Origin of the sequence: Bifidobacterium simiiventris (assembly GCF_019331715.1) — a bacterium.
Classification (GTDB): Bacteria; Actinomycetota; Actinomycetes; order Actinomycetales; family Bifidobacteriaceae; genus Bifidobacterium; species Bifidobacterium simiiventris.
The window spans coordinates 285091-302911 of sequence record NZ_JAHBBG010000003.1; the positions used below are offsets into that span (position 1 = coordinate 285091).

The window sequence follows — 17821 nt, forward strand, 5'->3', positions numbered from 1 at the left end:
TAATTTCTGTCATATTTTGTGAGAATATTTAATTTTTATGGTATGTCGGGCGATGATTAGGAAGTAAAAAAATCTATCTGGTGCGACTGCGAACGTACCGAACCGCAGACTGTCGTCTGCCATATGCGACGATGAGGAACCGCTCGACGATGGATGAGGTCGTTTCCGTGATGCGAAAACGGCATACATATCGATCACTGAACACGATAGGATAAAACTCCGAGCGCGTGTGGTCGACGCGTGAACGCGAGAGGAGAGACTGGCATGGGCATGCCATATGCGAAGGGCGGCGCCGCCGACGGTTGCGCGGGCGCGAGCGAGTCCGGCGGTTTTGCGGGTTTAAGCGATCTGCAGCAGAACCAGTTGTCGCATGTGCTGTACTGGCGGTTTTTCATCAATCTCGCGCTCATGCTGTGCGACGCGGCCATGTTCATCCTGGCCGGCGCCTGTGTGCTCAATCTGCATGGCACCACCGGCTATCTTGCGATGTGGCGTTGGGGCGGCCGCCTTTCCGTCAGCCTGTATCTGACGGTCGGCGCGCTGATCTGGATCGCGTGCCTGAGGGCGTCGGGCGTGTACCACCGTCACGTGATGGGCGACGGCTATCAGCTCAACATGCTTGTATTCAAGGGCGTGGCGTTGAGCTGGGTCGGGTTGTGCGCGCTGAATTTCGTGCTTGGGTTGGGTCTGTCGCTCGGCGGGGTGACGTTGATCGTCGTCTCCGCATGGCTCGCCACGGTCATCGAACGCGTGATCACCCGCATGATCATCACGCGCAGCCGCTCCAAGGGCGCGTATTCGTACGGCACGGTGATCGTCGGCTCGCCCGAGGGCATCGGCAGGACGCTGCGGTTCCTGGCCCGGCGCGACCAGCTGAACTACCGTCCGGTGGCCGTGTGCCCGATCCGGCTCGATTCCGAAACCGGACTGGTCGAGGCCGATCCCGACATCGACGCCATGAACCGTATCGTCGGCGAATCATGGGGATCCCCGATTCCCGTCATCCCATACGCCGACCACGGTCTTGCCGAACGATTCGTGAACCTGGACGCACAGACCGTGATGGTATGCGACGTGCTGCACCGCTTCTCCGACAACTTCAACATCTTCTCCGTGCGCATGGAATCGCTCGGGCTTGAACTGGCGCTCATCACGTCGTCCGTGGACGTGGCCGGCCACCAGACGCAGGTTCGGTCTATCCAAGGCACGACGGTGCTCACGATCCGTCTCGCCCAGTACGGCGTGACCACGCGCATCGTCAAACGCCTGTTCGACATCGTCGTCTCGTCGCTCGCGATCCTGTGTTCGCTGATCATCACGCTGCCGGTCGCGATCGCGATCAAACTGACCGACGGCGGCCCGATCTTCTACACGCAGGAACGCATCGGCCTGCGCGGCAATCCGTTCCGCATGATCAAGTTCCGTTCGATGGTCGTGAACGCGGACGAGCTCAAAGCGAAGCTGGCCGAACAGACCGGCCAGAGGGACCGGTTCATCTTCAAGATGAAGGACGACCCGCGCATCACCAAGGTCGGCCATTTCATCCGCCGCTTCTCGATCGACGAATTGCCGCAGTTCCTCAACGTGTTCGTCGGCGACATGTCGGTCGTGGGACCCCGTCCGCCGCTGCCCGAGGAATACGCGCGTTACAACCGCATCTACGCGATGCGCATGCTCGTCAAGCCCGGCATCACCGGACCGTGGCAGGTCTCCGGCCGTTCTGATCTGAGCGCCGAGGAGAGCGAGCAGCTCGACGTGGCGTACGTGCAGAACTGGTCGATTCTGGGCGACATCGTGCTCATGTTCCGTACAGTCGGCGCGGTGCTTGGCCATAAAGGCGCGTACTGATAATCCGCTCGATCTGCAACCATGACGAGCCTATACGGGACTGCGAAACCGGATATTGCGGAGGATTATGACGGTGTGATATTGCCACCGTGCGGCGGATCGTCAACGACACTCCGAAGTTTGCTTCCGGGTTAACCTCGGATATATATTGACTCATGAACTTCTACTTTTGCAGGGTTGCAAGTCACACAAGACGCAAGACCTGAGGCATTTGCCATACGCATATCTATGCGTGCGGCACGTGTCTCGGGTCTTTTTTTGTTGCTGGCGGCTCTGCGAGGGCGGAGAGCATACCAGGAAAACTAAAAGAAGAATCCAAGGAAGGAAAGAAGATGGCCGAATCCACTGCATCGCAGATCATCGATGCCATCGGTGGCGCGGGCAACGTCAAGAGCCTGACCCACTGCGCGACTCGACTTCGCTTCGAGCTTGTCGACGCGGGCAAAGTTGACCAGAATCGACTCCAGAACATGAAGGGCGTGCTCGGCGCGGTCCCGCAGTCCGGCGATCGCTTCCAGGTCGTCATCGGCGGCGCGGTCGCCTCCATGTACGAGGAGATCATGCACCTGCCCGAGATGGCCAACGTCGGCACAGCCAAGAAGATGACCGACGCCGAGGTCAAGGCCGCCGAACGCGCGAAGGCGCGCGGCAAGGTCGCCTGGCTCGACTCGTTCTTCGAATACCTGGCCGACTCGTTCCGCCCGATCCTGGGCGTCCTGCTCGGCGCGTCCATCATCATCGCGCTCGTCAACCTGTTCATCTCGCTCGGCGTCATCGCCAACGACGAGGCGAACACCTCGCTCATGTTCATCAAGGCCATCTGGAAGGGCGTGTTCTACTTCCTTCCGATCATGGTCGCCTACAACGCCGCGAAGAAGCTCAAGGTCGACCCGTGGCTCGGCGGCTCCATCATGGCCATGCTCATGACCCCGCAGTTCACCGCGCTGTCCGACACCAAGACGTGGGGCGACGCCGTCCAGTGCGTCGAGAACGCCACGCTGGGCACCACCGACTGCACCGCCACCGTCTTCGGTCTGCCGATGCAGCTGTCTGATTACTCCGGCAACGTGTTCGTGCCGCTCATGATGGCCGCCGTGCTCGGTCTCGTCTACCACGGTTTGAAGAAGATCATTCCGGACAGCGTCCAGCTCGTCTTCGTGCCGTTCTTCTCCATGATCATCGTCGGCGTGCTCACCGCGTTCCTCATCGGCCCGCTGGGCGTGTGGGTCGGCAACGGCCTCGGCGTCATCCTCGCCTGGATGAACGGCCACGCACCGTTCATCTTCGCCATCGCGATCCCGCTGCTCTACCCGTTCCTCGTCCCGCTCGGCCTGCACTGGCCACTCAACGCCCTCATGCTCATGAACATCCAGTCGATGGGCTACGACTTCATCCAGGGCCCGATGGGTGTGTGGAACTTCGCCTGCTTCGGCGCGACCGCCGGCGTGCTGTTCCTCTCCATCCGCGACCACGACAAGGAAATGCGCCAGACCTCCATCGGCGCCCTCGCCGCTGGTCTGCTCGGTGGCGTCTCCGAGCCGTCCCTCTACGGCATCCACCTGCGCTACAAGCTGGTCTACAAGCGCATGCTCATCGGCTGCGGCGTCGGCGGTGTCGTGATCGCCGTCCTCGGCTGGCTGTTCCCGTCCGTCGTCGCCTCCGGTCAGACCGTGCGCGGCGTGACCACCACCGCGTTCGCGTTCACCTCGCTGCTGACCGTCCCGGTCTTCGACCAAATGTGGGTCTACGGCGTGTCCATCGCTGTCGCGTTCGCCGTCTCCATGTTCCTGATCGTCACCCTCGACTACCGCACCCCGGAGCAGAAGGCCGAAGTGCTGGCCCGCGTGGCCCAGGAAGAGGCCGATCGCAAGCTCGAGGCCGAGGCTGCCGCCGCTCCGGCCGTCGAGTCCGCCCCGGCTGCCCCGGTTCCGGCTGCCTCCGCGTCCGCCGCTGAGGCCCCGGCCGAACCGGCCGAGCCGACCAAGGAAGTCGTCTCCCCGTGCAACGGCCACGTCATCACCCTCGAGGAGACCGGCGACGCGGTGTTCGCGTCCAAGGCCCTCGGCGAAGGCGTCGCGGTCGTGCCGTCCGAATCCCAGATCAAGGCCCCGGTGTCGGGTACACTGAAGACCGTGGCCAAGACCGGCCATGCGTACGGCATCAAGACCGATGACGGCGTCGAGGTCCTGGTCCACATCGGTATTGACACCGTGCAGATGAACGGCGACGGATTCGACGTGGCCGTTGCCAAGGGTCAGCGCGTGAAGGCTGGCGACCTGCTGGCCACCGTCGATTTCGACAAGGTCAAGGAAGCCGGATACTCCACCGCCACCATCATCGCCGTGACCAATACCAAGAAGATGACTTCGGTCACCCCGCTCGCGGGCAAGGATGTCACGACTGGCGATCCGGTGATCGAGGTCGAGCACTGACCTGCCGGTTGCAAGTGATGGGATGCCATGGAGATACTTCGCGTATTCAACAACAACGTCGTTCTCGCCAAGGATGACGATGGGGGAGAAGTGATCCTCACCGGCCGCGGCCTGGGATTCCAGGCCCGGCCGGGGCGTCCCGTCGACGCGGCCAAAGTCGTACGCAAGTTCGTGCCGGCCGACGGCCGCGACCCCGACCACCTCGCGCAGATGCTGTCGGACATCCCGCCCGAGATCATCCGCATCGTGGTCGAATCCATGCGCGAGGCCGGCCTCGGCGAACAGGAGATCGCCTCGACCACGCTGGTCATGGCGCTGTCCGACCACGTGGCCAACGCGATCATCCGCGTCAACCAAGGCATCAAGGTCGTCTACCCGCTGCTCGGCGAGGTGCGCAACCTGTACCCGCAGGAATACGCGCAGGGCTGCACGCTGCTCGCCGCGATCAACAAGCGGATCGACAAGCCGCTGCCCGACGGCGAGGAGACGGCGCTCGCGCTGCATCTCGTCAACGCGGGCTTCCTGACCGGTGACCTGTCGTACACGTACACGATGACCGGCGTGATCCAGCAGATGCTCGACATCATCGAGCAGAGCTACGGGATCACGCTCGACCAGGGATCGGTCAGCGTGGGCCGGTTCATCACCCACCTGCGCTACCTGTTCGTCCGCATCCACCAGCACAAGCAGCTCGAGCGCGAACCCGAGCCGATCGTCAACGCGATCCGCGAATCCTATCCGGACGCGCTGCACTGCGCGATGACAATCGCATCCGTGCTCGAACTGCGACTCGGCGCCGACATCAGCGACGACGAGATCGCGTACCTCACGCTGCACGTCGCGCGCGTCGCGAACCAGCTCAAACACTGAGCATCAAACTGTCCACATAACCAAACAACTGAAAGGAAACCATCATGATCACCCGTACCGCAGTCATCGGAGCCTCCGTCGGTCTTCATGCCCGTCCTGCCGCCCTGTTCGCGCAGGCCGTCGACGACAAGGGCATCGACGTCACCCTGTCCTTCGACGGCGAAGAGGCGGATGCCGCCAGCGCCCTCGAAATTATGACCCTCGGCGTCAAGGGCGGCGACACCGTCACCCTGACCTGCGAAGAGGACGGCGCGGAAGCCGAAGCCGCGATGGACGAGCTCGCCGAGATGCTGACTCGCGATCTCGACGCCGAGTGAGCCGTCCGATTTCGATTCGATAGGCTGACGTTTCTTCTTATCTAGGAGCATCACATATGGCAAGTGAACACAAGATTCTGCACGGCATCGGCGTGTGCGCCGGCACCGCATCCGGCCCGCTGGCGCTCGTGCGCGAGGCGCCGGGCGTGGACGAGCACGAGCCCGCCTGCACCGATCCGGCCGCCGACGCCGAGCGCGTCAAGGCCGCCATGGAGGCGGTCGTTGCCAGTCTCAAGGCCCGCGCCGAGAAGGCCACGTCCGACAAGTCCCGCGCCGTGCTCGAAGCCACCGCGCAGCTCGCCGGCGACCGCGGCCTCGCCAAGGCCATCACCAAGCGCCTCAAGGCCGGCGACGGCGTGACTCACGCCGTGTACAACGCGGTCGAAGGCTACGCCGAAATGCTCAAGAAGCTCGGCGGCTACATGGCCGAGCGCGTCACCGACCTGCACGACGTGCGCAACCGCACGATCTGCGAGCTGCGTGGCCTGCCCGCGCCGGGCGTTCCGGACATCACCATCCCGGTCGTGCTCGTCGCCCGTGACCTTGCCCCGGCCGAAACCGCCACGCTCGACCCGGCCACTGTGCTCGGCGTCATCACCGAAGAGGGCGGCCCGACCAGCCACACCGCCATCCTCGCCGCACAGCTCGGCATTCCGGCGGCCGTCAAGGTCTCCGGCGTGACCGCTGCCGTGGCCGAAGGCGACACGATCGCCCTCGACGGCGGCGTCGGCGAGGTCATCGTCTCCCCGACCGAGGAGGAGGCCGACCAGCTGGCCGAACGCTCCCGCCGTCGCGCCGCCGCGCTCGCCGGCTCCAGCGGCGAAGGCAGCACCCGTGACGGTTTCAAGGTCAAGCTGCTCGCCAACATCGGCACGGTGGCTGACGCCGAAGCCGCCGCGAAGTTCGACCTCGAAGGCTCCGGCCTGTTCCGCACTGAGTTCCTGTTCCTCGGCCGCGAAACCGCTCCGACCCTCGAAGAGCAGACCGACACCTACACCAAGGTGCTCCAGGCGTTCGGCGACCGCCGTGTCGTCGTGCGTACGCTCGACGCCGGCGCCGACAAGCCGCTCGCCTTCGCCAATCTCGGCGAGGAGGAGAATCCGGCCCTCGGCGTGCGCGGCCTGCGCCTGAGCCAGCGCCGCGAAGACCTGCTCGACACGCAGCTGCAGGCCCTCGCCAACGCCTACGAGGCCACCCACGGCGATCTGTGGGTCATGGCCCCGATGGTCGCCACCGTGGAGGAAGCCGAATGGTTCGCCAACAAGGTGCGTGCGCTCGGCCTGCCGAAGGTCGGCGTGATGATCGAGGTGCCCGCCGCCGCGATCCGCTCCGCGCAGGTGCTGTCCGTCGTGGACTTCGCCTCGCTCGGCACCAACGACCTCGCGCAGTACACGATGGCCGCCGACCGACTCAAGGGCGAACTGGCCAACCTGCTCACCCCGTGGCAGCCGGCCGTGCTCAACATGATCAAGGCCGCGTGCGATGGTGGCAAGGCCACCGGCAAGTACGTGGGCGTGTGCGGCGAGGCCGGCGGCGATCCGCTGCTGGCGCTTGTGCTCGCCGGCCTCGGCGTGCAGTCGCTGTCGATGGCCCCGAAGAAGGTCAACGCCGTGCGTGCCGCCCTGCGCCTGCACGACATGTCGACCTGCCAGCAGATGGCCGCCTACGCGGTCGATGCGCGTACCGCCGCCGACGCCCGCGCCGCGGTGATCGCCCTGGCCGACCCGATGCTGCTCGATCTGCTCTGATCGATCGAGTACGTCTCGTCTGAACGGGTGAATCCCGTTCGATTTGTCCGCGCGGCTTTGCCTATCTTGTGCCGCGCGGACGAATATACGTGAGGCTCTGCTTCCGGATTCTCGGAAGCAGAGCCTCATTGTCGTTATGTGGGTAATCCTGCGGGTCTTGTCTCCGTGTGTGACTTGTCGGCGTGCCGTTCCGTACACGTCGTGGGCCTGCGCCGATGAGTTAGCGGATCACGGGCCATATCTCCCGGGCATACGGCCGGTATGGCCCGCCGAAATGGCCGTAGGCCCGGGAAGGTTGAGCAAAGGTGGACGTGTTCCCGGGCATACGGCCGGTTTTGACCTTCGAAACGGCCGTAAGCCCGGGAGAGAATGAGCGAGTAATCGGACGCAGACTTTGTTCCCGGGCATACGGCCGGTGTGGACTGTTGAAAGGGCCGTAAGCCCGGGAAGGTTGAGCAAAGGTGGACGTGTTTCCGGGCATACGGCCGGTTTTGACCTTTGAAAGGGCCGTAAGCCCGGGAATGGAGGAACGCCCGGATACCGGTCCGGTTACTCCCGGGCATACGGCGTCCAGGCGTTTGCCGGGGGTACGGCGTCCGGTCGTTTGTCAGGGATGCGGAAGGGCCGGCATCGTACAAAACACGATGCCGGCCCTGTCCCCAGTCGCCAACAGCTAGTCGCGAATCGGCGGGATGATACCGGTGGCGGAGAAGTCGGGGTCGACCTCCGGCACACGCACGCACAGCGCCTTGCGTTCCACATCGAAGCGGATGTGCTGCGTCTCGGGCAGCATGTCACCATCCACCTGCGCCGGAACCGGCTTCTCGAGCCGAATCTCCGCGCTCACGCCCTGAATGTTGTCGATCGTGGAGTTGACCGACAGCGGACTCGAACCGGACTTGCCGGTGATTGTCTGATGCACCACGTCGCCGAACAGATTCGCCCAGCCCAAGATACCGCCCGATGTGTCGATGATCTCGAAATCGAGGATGCCGTCGTCGTACAACGCCTCCGGCATCAGCGAGAACATCGGGATCTGGCCGCAGTTGCCGGCCATGAACGTGCGGAACTGCAGTCCCTGAATCGTATGCGAATTGCCGTCCGCGCTGCGGATCGTCACCGTGCCGCGGAACTTCGGGATGAACAGGTTCTTGACCCCGGACACGAAGTACGCAAGCCAGCTGATGTTCTTCTTGAGTTCGGGATCGGTGTCGTCGATCATCACCGCATCGAAACCGATGCCCGCGATGATCAGGAACGCGTGGCCGTGATCGGTGGTCGGGTCGTCGAGCAGCGTCAAACGGCCCACGTCGACGTGCCGCGACCCGTGCGAGGTCGCCACCGACAGCGCCGCATCGATATCGTCCACCGGAATGCCCATATTGCGGGCGAACAGGTTGCCTGTGCCGATCGGGATGATGCCCATCGCGTGCCCGGTGCCGGCCATCGCGCTCGCCACGGTACGCACCGTGCCGTCGCCGCCGACCGCGACGACCACGTCAGCGCCGTTCGCCAGCGCCTCCTTCGCGCACGCTCGGCCGTCTTTGTCGAGCTGTGTCTCGATGAACTCGACTTCCTTCAGACCCTTGGCCTTGCAGAACTGCTTGATGTGCTTCTTGCGTTCCTTCGCCTGCGGCTTCGACGGGTTGACGATGAACGCGTAATGTACTTGGTCGTCGTCGCGCTGGTCGATGCGTTCGGCGAGCCGGCGTTTGCGGTAGGCGCGAACCGCGAACAACGCGGCCGCGGCGATGGCGGCGATGCCGATGATGACTGCGATGACGATGACGACTGTAGGCATACCTTACATTGTGTCTGCAACCCGCGAACAATTCCGCTGCGACACGGCGAAATTCAACGATTCCTGCACGTTCGCCGCATAGTGCGGGCGGATCGGCCTCCGGCCACGCGTGTCGGCTTACGGCGGTAGGCTGAGCCTATGCTTGATATTCAATTCATTCGTGAACATGCCGACGTCGTCAAGGAATCGCAGCGCAAGCGCGGCGAGTCCGTCGAACTCGTCGATGAAGTGCTCAAGTCCGATGAGACGCGCCGCACCGCGCTCAAGGAATTCGAGGAAGCCCGCGCCCAGCAGAAGGAGATCGGCAAGAAGGTCGCCGCCGCTCCCGCCGACGAGAAGGCCGCGCTCATCGCTCAGACCAAGGACCTCGCCGCCAAGGTCGCCGAATACAAGGCCACCGCGGACGCCGCCGCCGAGGAATACACCACCGCCATGTGGAAGCTCTCCAACATCGTCGAGCCGGAGGCTCCGGAAGGCGGCGAGGACGATTACGTCGTCGTCAAGAAGGTCGGGACTATCCGCGACTTCGCGGCCGAAGGCTTCGAGCCGAAGGACCACCTGACCCTCGGCACCGGCGTGGCCGGCATCGACATGCGCCGCGGCGTCAAGGTCGGCGGCTCCCGATTCTACTTCCTGCGCGGCGCGGTCGCCCGCATGCAGATCGCCATGCTCACCATGGCCGTCGATCAGGCCGAGCAGCACGGTTTCGTGCTCGCCATCACTCCGACGCTCGTGCGTCCCGAGGTCATGGCCGGCACCGGCTTCCTCAACTCGCACGCCGACGAGATCTACCGTCTGCGCGAACCCGACGACCAGTACCTCGTCGGCACGTCCGAAGTGGCGCTCGCCGGCATGCACGAGAACGAGATCCTCGATCTGAACAACGGCCCGCTGCGCTACTGCGGCTGGTCGTCCTGCTATCGCCGTGAGGCCGGTGCCGCGGGTAAGGACACTTCCGGCATCATCCGCGTGCACCAGTTCGACAAGGTCGAGATGTTCGTCTACGCGAAGCAGGAGGACTCCTACGCCGAGCACCGGCACTTGCTCGAGATGGAGCAGGAGATGCTCGCCAAGGTCGAGGTGCCGTACCGCATCATCGACACCGCCGCCGGCGACCTCGGTTCCTCCGCCGCCCGCAAGTTCGACTGCGAGGCGTGGGTGCCGACCCAGGGCCGCTATCGCGAGCTGACCTCCACCTCGAACTGCACCGAATACCAGGCCCGCCGCCTCAACATCCGCGAGCGCACCGAGGACGGTTCGACCCGTCCGGTGTCCACGCTCAACGGCACGCTGGCCACCACCCGCTGGCTCGTCGCGATCCTCGAGAACCACCAGCAGAAGGACGGTTCCATCGAGATCCCGCAGGCCATGCGTCCGTACATGGGCGGCAAGGAAGTCATCGAGCCCACCAAGTGGGAGGCGTGATTTCATCACGCCTGCTGTGTCCTGCGTCGCGCACGGCCGCTGTCGCTGTGCGCGGCTACGAACAGTCCACTGGACTGTTCGTCAAGTGGGAAGCCTGATTCCGTGTATTCTCGGCCCCCTCGGCTGAGGGGGCTGTCAGCGAAGCTGACTGGGGGAGTGTCAAAGCTAAAGCGATCTCATCTTCCAACGGCTGAAAGAGCCAAGTGCCGATAAACCGATGATGTGTTAGCAAGCAATTCCACTGACCACCCCCGCTGTATAATTGAACATCGTGCGCATTTCGCGGCTTCGCCGTGCGGCGCACAAGGGACAGGTGTCTGAGCGGCCTAAAGAGACGGTCTTGAAAACCGTTGTGGGGCAACCCACCGCGAGTTCGAATCTCGCTCTGTCCGCTTTGCGAAGGGTTTCGGCGTTGCCGGAACCCTTTTTGCATACTCTGGTCGTATGAGTGATCTGACTGGGGCGGATGCCGAAACCGCGGGGAACCGGCCGTCGTACACCGATGTGATCTTCGACTACTGCGACGTGCTGCTGGACTGGCGTCCGCGGCTCGCGTTGGACGGGTTGTATCCGGCGGCTGAATTGGATACGTTCTTCGACCGCGCGACTGAGTACGGTTTCTGGCATTACGACGTGCTGTCCGACCTTGGCTGGAGCGAGGAACAGATCATCGACGACTATGCGGCCCATCACCATAGCGACACGATGGACGCCGGCTATCCGGTGCAGCTGTTCCGCGACTATTTCGACCGTCAGCGGCTTGCCCTGTACGACATGATCGACGGCATGCCCCTGCTGCTGCGCGATCTCGACGCGGCGGGCGTGCGGCTGTGGGGTCTGACGAATTTCACCGCGAAATTCGTGCACGCCGCGCATCTCAAGTTTCCATGGCTGGCGCTGTTGTGCGACACGGTCGTCTCGTCCGAGGAGCATATTCACAAGCCCGATCCGGAGATCTACCGCCGTGCGATTACGCGGTTCGGCGTGGATCCGGCGACGACCGCGTTCGTGGACGACAAGGCGCGCAACGCCGACGCCGCCAGCGCCGTCGGACTCGCCGGTATCCAGTTCCTCAACGCGGCTCAGGTGCGGAACCGCCTGTTGTGAATGACTGAAACCGAATTATGATCGGTCGGTTGGGGCTCGATCGCGGCCTATGAAGACCGACCGCGGAATCGGAACCGTTCACACGATGCGACGGTCGGCGGCCCAGCGGGTGAGCTCGGTGCGGTTGGACAGCTGGAGCTTGCGCAGCACCGAACTGACGTGCGTCTCGACGGTTTTGATCGAGATGAACAGCTCGGCCGCGACCTCCTTGTACGTGTAGCCGCGGGCGATGAGCCGCATCACCTCCTGCTCGCGGGCGGATAGTCGGTCGAGTTCCTCATCGTGCCCGCCGCCCGCGACACCGCCTGCCGCTCCGGAGGAACCGTCGACCGGCACGCCCTGAAACGCGGACAGCACGAATCCCGCCAGTTTCGGGGAGAACACGGCGTACCCCTCATGCACCTGACGGATCGAATTGATGAGATCCTCGCCGGTGATCGTCTTGGTCACATACCCGCGCGCCCCCGCGCGGATCACCGAACCGACATCCTGCGGCGAATCGGACACCGACAACGCCAGGAACGCCGAATGAGGCGAATAGGCGAGCGACTTGGCGAGAATCTCCGCCCCGCCGCCGCCCTCGCCGCCCGGCACATGCACGTCGAGCAGCACCACATCCGGCTTGGTCGCCGCGATCATCGCCACCGAGCCCTCCACGTCCGGCGCCTGCCCGACGATCGTGAAATACGGCTGCAGCGTCGCGATCACGCCTGCGCGGAACATCTCGTGATCGTCGACCACGGCCACGCGAATCGGCGAGGCATCCTGCTTCAGATCCTCCATCACACTCTCCTTATCTCACGTCGCTCTGCATCGTGCGGTTCACGCGCGGTCCCGCCGTCAATCCGTCGAACTTCGGTCCATCTTCGTCGTACGTATCATGCGGCATCACGCGGCGTTTCCAGCACCCGCGCCCGCAGGCGCGCCATTCCCGGAGGAACCGCCCGGTCGTGCGGCCGCGATCGGCATATGCATGCGCACTTCGGTGCCCCATCCCGGCCTCGATACGATCTCCACCGTACCACCGCGCCGGCGGATACGGCCGATGATCGATTCGCGGATCCCAAGCCGGCCTTCGGGAATCGCGTTCACGTCGAATCCGTCGCCGTGATCGCGCACGAACACTTCGACCTGACTCGCACCGGCCTCGCAGTAGACGGACACGGGCTCGCCGCCATGCGTGACCGCGTTGACCAGCGCCTGCGTGGCCGCGTCGAGTAACGCGTCGGTCTGCGCGCTCGGCTGCGCGTCGCCCACGGTCACCACCTCGATCGGTTTGCCATACTCGTCCTCGACATGCGCGGCGATGTCCTTGATGCCGGCGCTGACCGACCGGTCGGTCGTGGTGCGCTCCTGATACAGCCATTCGCGCAGTTCGCGTTCCTGCTGGCGGGCGAGCGTGAATACGGTTGCAGATTCCTCGCTATGCAGCTGGATCAGCGCCAACGTTTGCAGCACGCCGTCATGCAGATGCGCGGTCATGTCGGCGCGTTCCTCCTCTCGTTCCTTCAGCGCGCGCTCGGTGCCGAGCTCGCGAATCAGCGAACTGATCCACGGCACGATCGCGAAACACACCGCGACCAGCAGCAGAAAGCCGGCAAGGATGATCCTCCGCGGCGACGCGCCCCAGCCGGGAATCGCCGCGTTCATCACGAACACCGCATACGCCACGAACAGCAGCGCCACACTGCCCAGCATCGACCACAACTGACCGCTGGACGCGTTGTATTGCAACCACGCCACGCCGATGCCGGCCAATGCGAGCAGAATCGGCAGGATCAGGCCCGATTCGACGCCGCCGAGCGAGAGCAGTACGGCGACGGCGATGCTGGCCATGCCGACGAGCGCGACCAAGGCCGGTTTGGGGGCGCGACGCAGCGCTTCGGCGAGACTTTCGGAGGTGCCGTAGGCCGCGGCGGCGCCGGACTCGGCGGCGGTTCCAGCCGCTTGCGAGGAGCTGCGATATGGCTTGTTCGGCATGCGGCCGGCCGTGGAATCATCCGAATCAGCCGTAGTGCCGTTCGTGAAACTCCCTGTGAAACCGTCTGTGAAACTACCCGTGAAACCTGTCGGTCCGGAAACGGCGTTGCCGCGCGACAACGGCGCCTGCGCAACGGATCGCGCCCGGGCGGCCGCCGCGATTACCGGATCGCCCACCGGCACGAACAGCCACAGGAACAGATATGCCGCGGCCCCGGCCCCGAAGAAGCACGTTGAGATGAGAAACACGAGCCGCACCAGCCATACGGACACACCCAGATGCAGCGCCACGCCACGGCACACGCCGCACAGCATGCGCCCGCGTTTCGGCCGCATCAATGGCAAACGTTGGGCGCGATCCGGCTGCTGTGACGACTGCGTTTGCGGCCTCGTCGCATACGTTGGCGATGCATAGGTTCGCGCGTACCGATCACCGTCGTGCACAGTACGATCCGACGCCACGGTCGGTCGCGATGATGACTGCGGCCGCATTCGATACGGCGGAGGAGTCTCAGGCTGGGTCATGCTTCCATTGTGCCGCCTGACAGGGAACGTACGGGGTCGTACACGCAATGTTCAGGGGAGAATCAGGGTGTCCCCGGACCGCATCGGCGCGTGCGGGCTGTTGTAATGGAACCATGAGCAATTCGTATGGTCCCTATGCTCCGCAGGACAACGGAGCAAATCAGCATCAGTCCGGTACGCAGAACGCCGCGTCGGGAGCCGGAGCCGTGCCCGGCGGCAACGCGACGTACGGCACTGCCGGTGGCGGTTACGAGCCGTATGCCAATCAGCAGTCCGGCGCGCAATCCTGGCAACAGTGGCAGGCAGGTCCGTCTTCCGCCAATCCGTACGATCCCGCCTCGTATCCGTACGTCGCCCCCGGCGCCGGAACAGGCCGTTCGAACGGTACTACGGCAAGGTTCTTCGCATGGATCCGACGCAGCGGCATCACGCGGTCCGACGACCGTTGGATCGGCGGCGTATGCGGCGGACTGGCCCGGTATTTCAACATCAGCCCGGTGCTGATGCGCGCGATTATGATCGCGGCCGTGCTGTGCGGCGGATTCGGCGCGGCGTTCTACGCGTTCGCATGGTTCCTGCTGCCGGACGGGCGCACCGGCGAGATCCTTGGCGAACGGCTGATCGCCGGCGACTGGGACTGGGCCTGCCTCGGCGTGATCCTGTGCACGATGATCGGCGTGGGATTCCCCGGTTCCGGTATCTTCCTGACGGCCGCAGCCGCGTTCGTGCTGTGGCTGATCATCGAGCGGGAACTGCGGCGTCAGCGAGGATACGGTGCCGGCGGTCGCGGTAATGCCGGAGGCAATCCCGGTGACGGTCGTCCGTACGACGGCGGTTTCGGCGGCACTCAGCCATACGGATCGCCGTATGTGCGACGCGGAGTCTCGGTCAATCAGCCGGTCAATCAGCCAAGCAATCAGCCGGCCGGTCAGCCAGTCGGTCAGCTGTCCCCACAGTCTGGCCCGTTTACGGCTCCGGCATCCGGTCAATCGGCACCCGCATCTGGCAATCCGTTCATGCCGTCGTCCGATCATGACGCAGCATCCGGTCAACCGATCCCCGGCGTTCCCGGTGCGGCTTCTGCATCGTCCAACGCCGCGAGCGCACCGTCCGCATCGCCAGCCGCAGCCGCGCCCATACCGCCGTTCGGCAACCCGATCCGGCCGATGACCTCCCCGTACCGTGCGCCCCAGCCCGAACCGCGCCCGGCCGTCGCCCGCCGCAAACCGGCCGGTCCGATCATCGTCGCCGCAGTCCTCGGACTGTCCTGCATCTTCGCGGCCGTCGCGCTGTACACAACGAACAGTTACACGCTCACCTCGCTGATCCGGTCCTCGACCCTGTGGATCGGCGCGACCTGCGTACTCATCGGCCTGGTCATCCTCGCACTCGGCATCCGCGGCCGTCGCGCCGGCGGACTCGTGCCGCTCGCGTGGCTCGCCGGCATCACCGCCGTATGCATCCTCGCCGTCAATTTCACTTACACGTACATCGCATCCCGCTACAGCGACGTCTACCGGTCGTACGAGGTCGTCGACGTCCACGGATACGTCGACTACGACGGCACGATCAAGTACTCCGGCAACGACAATCTCGACCGCGACAGCGCACAGTTCACGCATCTGAGCGACGGCGTCGTCTTCGACGGCACCAACTACGACAACGATCTCGTACACGTCGACCTCACCGACTACGCGCGTCGGCCGAAGCATAACGTCACACTGCACAACGGCACCACTGTGCGTACGAACTGCCCGAGCGGCACCATCCATCTCGCTGCATCGCAGACACGAGTCGTCATCACGCTGCCCACCGGCTGCCCGTTCGCGTTCGGCAATGACGACCTATCCACGTTCGGCGGCAACACGTACGGCGGACGGTACGCGGCGCTGATCGGCACACAAGGTGACGGCATCAATTTCGGCAGTTCCACGTTCTCCCAACAGTCGTACATGGACGGGAACGCGCATGGCAACGACGGCCGGTCCGCGATCGCCGCGCTGAATGACGCGAACGGTGCGGACGCGCCGGACTGGCTGCGCGACTACGACTACTATCCGGACAACGACGAGGAACTGTTCATCGACGTGCAATACCTGCTGAGCGGGCGCGTGTTTGTGCGCTACCCGGCGCAGACCGTGGGCGACAACGCCGACCTGTTCGGCGAGCCGGCAACGAAGAACGAGTGAAGGAGGATGAGGACGGTGCGTGAGACGATGAGCAATGACAACAATGATGAGCTGACACTGACTACGCCGCTGCCGGCGGTGGAGGATACCGTGGCGGAGACGACGGTGCTGCCGGTGGAAGAGCGGACTGCGATACTGCCAACGGTGGATGCGGGCGATACGAAAACCGCTGTGCTGCCGATTGTCGGAACCGGTGACGGCGAGACCGTTCAGACATCAGTGCTGCCGGTTCCGGACGCGGCTGACGCATCCACCGTGGCGATGCCGGCCGTGCGGAACGGCGCCGGTGACGAGGACGCTGAGATGGATGCCGGATCCGCGGCGAACGCTTCGGATGCCGCGGATGTCGCAACCGATACCACGACCACTGCGGCGGGCGACAGGACGGACGATCGGCATGCCGCCGCGGACGCGGCATCGTCGATTCCACTGTATACCGCTGCCCGGCCGCAGCCCGCATCGGCGGCCGCAGCGCCGTCCGGCCCCGGTGCGGGCGATCCTCGGCGGCCATCCACGAATCCCCCATACGCACAGATGCCGGACGACTCGACGCCGCCGGCTACTGCGGTCGTACGCAGGACCGGACCAAGCGCGGCGACGATCACGCTGGGCGTATGCGTGTTGGTGCTGGGCGTGCTCAGCGTACTGCTCGGTGCGTATTTTCCGCTCGGATGGGTTATCCAGACGTGGACGCTGGACCCGCGCATCGCCGCCGCGATCATGTTCGCGGGCTTCGGCGGCGTGCTGGTACTGGTCGCGGTGATCTGGTCGCTCGCCACGATGCTGCACGGCCGCAAACGTGACAAGCGATAAAACGAGTCCTGTCCATGCGAAAAAGGGCCTACCGATAGCCCGATGGCGGCAATGGGCGATGCGACGGGACTATTGCGCGGCTTCGGCCTGAGCCAGATCGGCGAAACCGCCGAGCTGCACGGTCGCGAGAATCGTCTCCTCGGTGAGGTTACGGCCGGAAGCCTGATAGTCGGCGATCATCCGCTCGTACAAGTCAAGCGTCGTGGCTGAATACGTGCCCAGCTCGCCGCGCAGATACGTCTCGAACGAGGTGGCCTTGGACGTATCCTCCGCGGTGGTGAGCACGCGCATCGCCCGGCCAAGCTTCGGCCAGCGCTCGCGGAAATCTCTTGCCCACTCGACCTGAATGGCGATGATCCGCTCCTGTTCGGCGATGCGCGCATCGGAGAGCCTTGGAATGTACGGTTCGATGTTCGCACGGTATTCGGCCGGTGCGGTGGAGGCCATCATACGACCGTACTTCTCGGTGACGAGGTTGCGGCCGATGCGGTCTGCCTCGGTCAGATCATTGAGATAGCTGGTCAGCAACGATTCGGGCCAGGTGAGGAACTGGCTGGTGCGCATCTGATTGAACACCGGCCAGTTGCCTTGGCAGGCGGCGCGACCGCCCTCGTTGTTGGTGCGTTGGAACTGGTCCCATTCGCGGCGGACGATCCGCTCGATCAGCGGTGATCTGGCATCGGTCATGATGGTCTCCGTTCGGTTCTGGAAAGCTCTGTTGGTCAATGACGCTGTCATTTCGACCGAGCGCAGCGAGTGGAGAAAT

The 17821-nt window shown here is 64.3% G+C and carries 13 protein-coding genes and 1 tRNA gene; 10 read left to right on the forward strand and 4 right to left on the reverse strand.

The features are described from left to right. Positions 1-264 precede the first annotated feature (264 nt). The 5 genes from KIH76_RS05400 (at position 265) to ptsP (ending at position 7215) form a co-directional block, all read left to right on the forward strand. The gene (locus KIH76_RS05400; protein WP_236036835.1) at positions 265-1848 is read left to right on the forward strand and encodes a sugar transferase; all 1584 of its coding nucleotides are present in this window, start codon (positions 265-267) and stop codon (positions 1846-1848) included. 332 nt (positions 1849-2180) lie between these two features. Then, positions 2181-4280, forward strand: a complete 2100-nt coding sequence (locus tag KIH76_RS05405) for a glucose PTS transporter subunit IIA (protein WP_219069692.1) — start codon at positions 2181-2183, stop codon at positions 4278-4280. A gap of 27 nt (positions 4281-4307) precedes the next feature. Continuing rightward, positions 4308-5150 carry a PRD domain-containing protein gene (locus tag KIH76_RS05410; protein ID WP_214372464.1) on the forward strand — a complete coding sequence of 281 codons (843 nt, stop codon included), beginning with the start codon at positions 4308-4310 and terminating at the stop codon, positions 5148-5150. A gap of 44 nt (positions 5151-5194) precedes the next feature. Beyond that, positions 5195-5467, forward strand: coding sequence for an HPr family phosphocarrier protein (locus KIH76_RS05415; RefSeq protein ID WP_214372461.1), 273 nt, complete (start codon positions 5195-5197; stop codon positions 5465-5467). 56 nt (positions 5468-5523) lie between these two features. After that, positions 5524-7215: a phosphoenolpyruvate--protein phosphotransferase gene (gene ptsP / locus KIH76_RS05420; RefSeq protein ID WP_214372459.1), complete on the forward strand. Its 1692-nt coding sequence runs from the start codon at positions 5524-5526 to the stop codon at positions 7213-7215. A 673-nt stretch (positions 7216-7888) separates the two neighbouring features. On the opposite strand, the gene KIH76_RS05425 is transcribed toward ptsP, so the two are convergent. After that, positions 7889-9016: a diacylglycerol/lipid kinase family protein gene (locus tag KIH76_RS05425; RefSeq protein ID WP_214372456.1), complete on the reverse strand. Its 1128-nt coding sequence runs from the start codon at positions 9014-9016 to the stop codon at positions 7889-7891. A gap of 138 nt (positions 9017-9154) precedes the next feature. On the opposite strand from KIH76_RS05425, the gene serS reads away from it, so the two are divergent. The 3 genes from serS to KIH76_RS05440 all read left to right on the forward strand — a co-directional run bounded on the left by serS (position 9155) and on the right by KIH76_RS05440 (position 11548). Next, the gene (serS, locus tag KIH76_RS05430) at positions 9155-10441 is read left to right on the forward strand and encodes a serine--tRNA ligase (RefSeq protein ID WP_219069693.1); all 1287 of its coding nucleotides are present in this window, start codon (positions 9155-9157) and stop codon (positions 10439-10441) included. 307 nt (positions 10442-10748) lie between these two features. Continuing rightward, positions 10749-10833 (forward strand) — tRNA-Ser (locus tag KIH76_RS05435). A 52-nt stretch (positions 10834-10885) separates the two neighbouring features. After that, a complete protein-coding gene (locus KIH76_RS05440; protein ID WP_219069695.1) occupies positions 10886-11548 on the forward strand; it encodes an HAD family hydrolase in 663 nt (220 codons plus the stop codon). Positions 11549-11626: 78 nt separating this feature from the next. On the opposite strand, the gene KIH76_RS05445 is transcribed toward KIH76_RS05440, so the two are convergent. Together KIH76_RS05445 and KIH76_RS05450 are read right to left on the reverse strand one after the other, a co-directional pair. Then, on the reverse strand, positions 11627-12331 hold the full coding sequence (locus KIH76_RS05445; protein ID WP_219069697.1) for a LuxR C-terminal-related transcriptional regulator: 705 nt from the start codon (positions 12329-12331) through the stop codon (positions 11627-11629). Between the two features lie 105 nt (positions 12332-12436). Then, complete coding sequence (locus KIH76_RS05450; RefSeq protein ID WP_219069700.1) at positions 12437-13864, reverse strand: ATP-binding protein; 1428 nt, start codon at positions 13862-13864, stop codon at positions 12437-12439. Positions 13865-14166: 302 nt separating this feature from the next. Between KIH76_RS05450 and KIH76_RS05455 the strand changes: the two genes are divergently transcribed. Both KIH76_RS05455 and KIH76_RS05460 read left to right on the forward strand, forming a co-directional pair. Beyond that, a complete protein-coding gene (locus tag KIH76_RS05455; RefSeq protein ID WP_219069701.1) occupies positions 14167-16242 on the forward strand; it encodes a PspC domain-containing protein in 2076 nt (691 codons plus the stop codon). A gap of 27 nt (positions 16243-16269) precedes the next feature. Further along, on the forward strand, positions 16270-17055 hold the full coding sequence (locus KIH76_RS05460) for a hypothetical protein (protein ID WP_219069704.1): 786 nt from the start codon (positions 16270-16272) through the stop codon (positions 17053-17055). A gap of 69 nt (positions 17056-17124) precedes the next feature. On the opposite strand, the gene KIH76_RS05465 is transcribed toward KIH76_RS05460, so the two are convergent. Further along, positions 17125-17742, reverse strand: coding sequence for a DUF4125 family protein (locus KIH76_RS05465; protein WP_219069706.1), 618 nt, complete (start codon positions 17740-17742; stop codon positions 17125-17127). Positions 17743-17821: the final 79 nt, after the last annotated feature.